Here is a 6007-nt window from a genome sequence, read left to right on the forward strand (position 1 = left end):
AAAGAATAATATTTTATATACAAATATAAAAAGTTTTTCTATAATATCTATAATCATTTTTAGTTAAGGAGGTTTTTTATAATGAAAAATACAAAACTTATTTGTTCTGTTCTTTTAGCTGGATCTCTTTTCGGTGCTTGTACAGCTACTGGATATAACAGTAAAACTACTGGTACTGCTGGTGGGGCCGCAGTAGGTGCTTTAATCGGACAAGCAATTGGACAAGACACAAAAGGAACACTTATCGGAGCTGGAATTGGAGCTCTTGCTGGTTTAGGTTGGGGAGCATACAAAGATCAACAAACGAAAGAATTACAAGCTAGACTACAAAATACTCAGGTTAAAGTTACAGACGAAGGAAATTACATAAATCTTAATCTTCCTGGTGGAGTTACGTTCCCTACAAACGGATACGTTATAGGAAATGGATTCTATGGACCTTTAAATGATATTGCTGCTGTTTTAAATCAATATCCTGAAACAAGAATAGTTATTTCAGGTAACACTGATAATACAGGTGCTTATTCTTACAACATGGATTTATCTGTTAAGAGAGCAAGAAGTGTTGCTGATTACTTAGTACGTAGAGGAGTAAATCCTAATAGAATTACCATTAATGGATTCGGACCTGATAGACCTATAGCTAGTAACTCAACTGCTTCTGGTAGAGCACAAAATAGAAGAGTTGAAATTCAAATTTTCCCAGCTTATTAATATAAAATTAAAGAGGGCCTAGGCCCTCTTTTTTAGTTTTTTACTTTTTCTAATGCTTTTTTAGTAGCTTCTCTTATACCTTCTGATGTATATGTAGCTCCCGATACAGCATCAAATTCAGCATTTTGATTTTTCAAAATATATGTTTTTAATGTATCTACAGCTGGATCCGCTATTGGTGGCGTATCTTGATGAGCAACGTCTAGTCCAATAATTTTAAATCCATCACCTTTTGGTTTCACTTGTAATTTTACAGTTAAATCACCATTGTATCCAGTTCCAACTTCTTCAATAACTAATGGACCTGGTTTATTTGCTTCATATACTCCTAACAATAATCCTACTGCTATGAAAGCTAGCACTACTTTTTTCCTTAAAGATTCTTTATTCATTTATAACCCCTTTTATTTTTTCGGTATTAATCTAGGAACTACCTTATCTCTTCCTTCTAAACCAACTTTTTGAATATATTCAATTAAAACTTCGTCTAAAGCTGGATAATGTCCTAATTCTTTTCCACCAGCTAAAGATGAATATCCATCTCCTCCTGCTGCCATAAAGTCATTTGTTGCTACAACATATGTTTTATTTGGATTTAATTTTTCATTTCCTATCTTGATTTCTAAAACTCTTCTGTATGCTGGATTCTTAACATTAAATTTAACTGTCATTCCCGCAATTTGTGCCATTGCACCTAATGATTCTGGATATGATCTAATTCCATTTTCAACAGCCTTTTGTAAATCTGATCCTTTTACTTCTTTTGTAATTACATAATTTCCAAATGGTAATACACTAATTACATCTCCTACAGTTACCTCTCCTGGATTAATAGAAGCTCTAATTCCTCCACCATTTGTAAGAGCTACATCCGCTCCTGTTTTCCATAACATTGCATCTGTTATTAACTGAGAAAGATTTGTTTCTCCTGTTCTAACAAAAGCTCTATCTCCTTCTAATAAAATTGGTGATTCTCCAACTTTAACACTTGTTATCATCTCTTGCTTTTTAGAAATTTCATCTATTGTTGCTTTTACTTTAGCATCTTCTGGAACTGGATTATCTCCATTCATTATTATATTTTTTGTATATAACGTATAATCTATAGCTTCAATTTTATTTTTTAATTTATCAAAGTCAACTTTTACTACTCCAACATTTTTTGCATACTCACCTGTTTGCACTATAGTTACACCATTAACTACTTTTTTCTCTTTTAACTCAGTATGGCTATGACCATCGATGATTAAATCAATTTCAGGTACAGCCTCAGCTAATCCTACACTTTGGAGATTTTTTGCTGTACTCTCGTCATCCCCTAAATGAGATATTACAACAATAAATTTAACTCCCTCTTTTTTCATTTGAGCTACAACTGATTTAGCTGTCGATATTGGATCAGCTATTGTTATATTTTTTACATTATTCGGATTTGTTTTAAAGTATGTTTCTGGAGTTGCTAAACCAAAGAATCCTACTTTTTTCCCATCTATTTTTTTAATATCATATGTTCCTGCAATTGGCTTACCTGTTGTTTTATCCACAACGTTTGCTGCTAATGTCTTATATTTTTGCATAGATAATAACTCTTCTAATCTCTCTTGTCCATAGTTAAAATCATGATTTCCTAAAGTTGCATAATCAAGCCCTGCCGCATTTAAAGTTTCAACCATTGACTCACCTTTTGTTAAAGTAGCAAAAGTTGTTCCATGCATTGTATCTCCTGCATCTATTAATAATACTTTTCCATTATTTTTATCTTGCTCTAAAGCTTTAGCTATCGTAGCTACTCTAGCTAATCCAACTCCATCATATTTCCCCTCTTTTGCTCTACCGTGAACATCATTTACATGAACTAAAGTTAGCTCATATTCTCCATCTTTTGGTGGTAATACTTTACAAGCAGAAAGTGCTAAGACTAACCCCATCAAACCAAAAACTTTTAAATTTTTATTCATTTTTCCTCCCTAATTAATCCTAGTTTTTAAATTAAATTCGAACATATTTTATCATATTTAGACAAGATTGTAAAAGAAAAAACTGCATACAAATGCAGTTTTTTCAATACTTTATATTTTATTATTTAAAGTTCTAAGTAATTTTAAACTAACACCTAAACTCTCTTCATCTACTTCAAATATATCCATCCATTTTTTTAAAGTCTCTATCTCTTTTAATCTCATTACTTTTTCACTTTCCTCTTGAAGAATATATTTTTTTATACTTATAGCTTCTTGAATTTGGCATCTATAAAATTCTAAATATTTTTCATCTTTTATTAAAAGTTTCTCTATCTCATCTTTTATTTTTTCTGAAGAAAAATAACCCTCCTTCAGCAAATGAACTACTATTTTTTTTAAAAATAAGTATTCTTTAATAAAAAACTCCTTTTTATACCGATAAACTCTTAACTCTTGAATATAATTAATTAAAAGAAAAGGAAATATAACAATCATCATAGATATTTTAGGTTTTTCTATTACTTCATTTGATATTTCTATAGCTCTTCTTTTCTCTTCTTCTATAAAGTTATCAACGTTTTGCATCTTTACTCTCTCCCAAATTTGAGTAAGTTAATGTATGTCTAACATTTTCTGAGCTCGGTTCAACTTTTTTTACAAAAATATAATACCATGCTCCTGATTCTATATCTTCCTCTGCCAACTTTTCATGAGCTTCTTTAAATCCTAAAGTTTCATCTAGAAAGGGTAATACAGAAAAACAGAAAAAATATATACATACAAAACTACCTATAAAAGCTATCCATTTTTTTATCATATCTCCTCCTAAAAACTCTTTATAAACTCATTAAAGATTTTGTTATATCAGGGAAAACTACATGGAACATTAAATAAGCAGCTCCAAAAGTTACACCTAAGTTAATAATTTTTCCTACTATATAAAGAGTAATTGGTTTTCCACCTTTAAATAACTTACTCAACTCACTAAAGTTTGTAGATAATCCAATACTTGTAAAAGCTAAACAGAATAGCCAACCTTGTAAAGGTGAAATTACTCCATTTACCATTCCTTTATCTATAATAACTTTAGATCCATCTACCCCTAACATTCCATAAATTCCAGAGAATACAAGAGAAGCACCAATAAATCCTAGTATGAATTTTGGAAATCTATTCCAAATCTCATTTAATGATCCTTTTAAAGAAAAATCTCTTTCATCAGCCATGGATTTATCTACTTTTAATGACCAGTATGCTGCTACACCTAGTGCCATTACTCCAATTATTATATTTTGAATCATCTTTATAGTTGCTGCAACGTCTCTAGCAACTGGTCCCAGATATTCTCCAGCAGCAACTACAGCTCCTGTTGAATCAACTGTTCCACCAATCCATGCTCCACCTAACACTGGATCCATATTTAAAGCCTTTATAAACATTGGCATTGCTATCATCATAAACGCAGTAAACATAATAGAGATACTTACAGATAATGTAAGCTCTTCTTTTTTAGCTTTACAAGCTGCTGCTGCTGCAATTGCCGCTGATACACCACTTACAGACATATCTGCCGACATTACCATATTTAAACTCTTTGATTCCATTTTTAAAATTTTATCTCCAAATCCAAAAGTTAAAACTAAAACTACTGGAGTTACAAACCATGTTACGAAAATTCCTGGTATTCCTATTAATAAAACTTTATTTACTAAAACTGTTGACCCCAATAAAATCAATCCAGTTTTTATAAAATATTCTGTTTGAGCTGCTGCTAAAAGCTTCTTTGGTGTCCCTACTGTATTACTAACTATCAATCCTAAAACTAGACCCCAGAAAACATATCCTAGACCCCAAGCTTTTAAAGTTTCTTGCTCTCCTAACAAGTAAGCTCCTGTAGCTAAAGCGAAAACTGCTGGGAATCCTTGTAAAAACCCTTCTCTATCTCTTCCCATTTTTCTCATACCTAAACTAAAATAAATCCCTATGAATGCTAATAATATTGCTAAATTTGGAATTAAATTATAAGGTTTCACAATAGCTTTAGCTTTCATTTTATTCTCTTTATCTCTACTAATAAGCCATTTATCTACCAATTCATTTGCAGTTGTATTTAAACTAGTATCTGCAAAAACCTTTTCTTCAGCTAATGCAGTTGCTGCTAAAGCTTGATTTTTTAACAGTGCTGTTTCTTTTTTTAAATCTTCATATTGTTGAGTAAATGGTGCTCCTTTTGCCTTAGCTGCACTTTCACTTAAATATATTGATTCAATTGGGTTCGTAACCCATTTTTTAGGTTTTCCTAAAATGCTTTTTACCTTTTCTGTTGTTGATGTCTTTATAGCCAAACTATTTTTATCAAATTGTGCTTCATGCCACTGAACTGTTTTAAAAGGAACTCTCTCTCCTTCTGCTTTCATTACACTATTATAAACCTCTGTTTTACCTAAAACACTTTGTGAATCCGACCCCATGTAAATAATTGTACAAAATATAAGTATAATTGTTGCTAATAATATTGCCCAGTAATCCTCAAATTTAAATAAATCTAGTATTGTTTCCTTTAAACTTTTTTTGTTCTCTTTTACAGCTTCCATTTTTACCCCCTAGGTTTTTTTTAATGTGCTCTTTGTTGAACTGATATTCAAAGTCCCAAACATGACTAATGGGAACCCTTTTGGGGTCCCCATTTGTCTGACTATATTTTTTGGATTTTAAAAACTAAATTTTAGTGACCTCCACCGTAGTTAAAAGGTTTTTCTAATGTATATGCATCTCCTGGACTTGGATGTTGAGAAATTGGCTTAACGTTAATGTTAGCTCTATACTCTGTCTCTGCCCAAAGAATTCTTTGTGCTACTTGTGCTTCTGGATTTAATTCCACTCCATCAAGTATCATCTCTTTAAACTTCTGATATCCAGCTCTGTCAATTAAGTGACCTCCATGGATATACATAGGCTTATGATGTAATACGTTAGCAGAGAATTTCTGCCAGTTTCCAATAACTTGAAGAATTACATCCTCAGTTACCCAGTTTAAGAACATTTTACCCATTCTTGGATACTGTTTTCCAGTTCTTCCACCTATTGTCATTCTATATAATTTTTGCTCTGGTCTTACCCATGCAGATGATGGACATGCTTCAACACATTCTCCGCATCCTACACAACAGCAAGAATCCTTTACAATTCTATGATTTTCTAATTTTAAAACTCTTGTAGCAGCGTGATCACAAACCTTAACACATCTTCCACAACCAATACATCTATCTTTTAAATAGATTGGCTTAGTTACACCCATAATTCCAAAATCATTAAAGTGAGCTTTAGCACAG

At 31.7% G+C, this 6007-nt stretch carries 7 protein-coding genes; 1 reads left to right on the forward strand and 6 read right to left on the reverse strand.

Annotation, left to right across the window (positions count from 1 at the left end; translation table 11 throughout):
• Positions 1–81: 81 nt before the first annotated feature.
• Positions 82–714 carry an OmpA family protein gene (locus Q0V08_RS10090; protein WP_297434434.1) on the forward strand — a complete coding sequence of 211 codons (633 nt, stop codon included), beginning with the start codon at positions 82–84 and terminating at the stop codon, positions 712–714.
• Between the two features lie 32 nt (positions 715–746).
• Here the strand turns inward: Q0V08_RS10090 and Q0V08_RS10095 are convergent, their stop codons facing one another.
• The 6 genes from Q0V08_RS10095 to Q0V08_RS10120 all read right to left on the reverse strand — a co-directional run.
• Complete coding sequence (locus Q0V08_RS10095; RefSeq protein ID WP_297434436.1) at positions 747–1106, reverse strand: FMN-binding protein; 360 nt, start codon at positions 1104–1106, stop codon at positions 747–749.
• 12 nt (positions 1107–1118) lie between these two features.
• The gene (locus tag Q0V08_RS10100; protein WP_297434438.1) at positions 1119–2672 is read right to left on the reverse strand and encodes a bifunctional UDP-sugar hydrolase/5'-nucleotidase; all 1554 of its coding nucleotides are present in this window, start codon (positions 2670–2672) and stop codon (positions 1119–1121) included.
• Positions 2673–2783: 111 nt separating this feature from the next.
• A complete protein-coding gene (locus Q0V08_RS10105; RefSeq protein ID WP_297434440.1) occupies positions 2784–3260 on the reverse strand; it encodes a hypothetical protein in 477 nt (158 codons plus the stop codon).
• Positions 3247–3492, reverse strand: a complete 246-nt coding sequence (locus tag Q0V08_RS10110) for a hypothetical protein (protein ID WP_266188161.1) — start codon at positions 3490–3492, stop codon at positions 3247–3249. Before Q0V08_RS10110 ends, Q0V08_RS10105 begins: the two co-directional genes overlap by 14 nt.
• 19 nt (positions 3493–3511) lie before the next feature.
• Positions 3512–5269 carry a putative sulfate exporter family transporter gene (locus Q0V08_RS10115; RefSeq protein WP_297434443.1) on the reverse strand — a complete coding sequence of 586 codons (1758 nt, stop codon included), beginning with the start codon at positions 5267–5269 and terminating at the stop codon, positions 3512–3514.
• Between the two features lie 131 nt (positions 5270–5400).
• Positions 5401–6007: 4Fe-4S binding protein (locus Q0V08_RS10120; RefSeq protein ID WP_297434445.1), on the reverse strand; the 607-nt coding region annotated here is incomplete at its 5' end.

It is taken from the genome of uncultured Cetobacterium sp., assembly GCF_947038635.1.
Taxonomy (GTDB): domain Bacteria; phylum Fusobacteriota; class Fusobacteriia; order Fusobacteriales; family Fusobacteriaceae; genus Cetobacterium_A.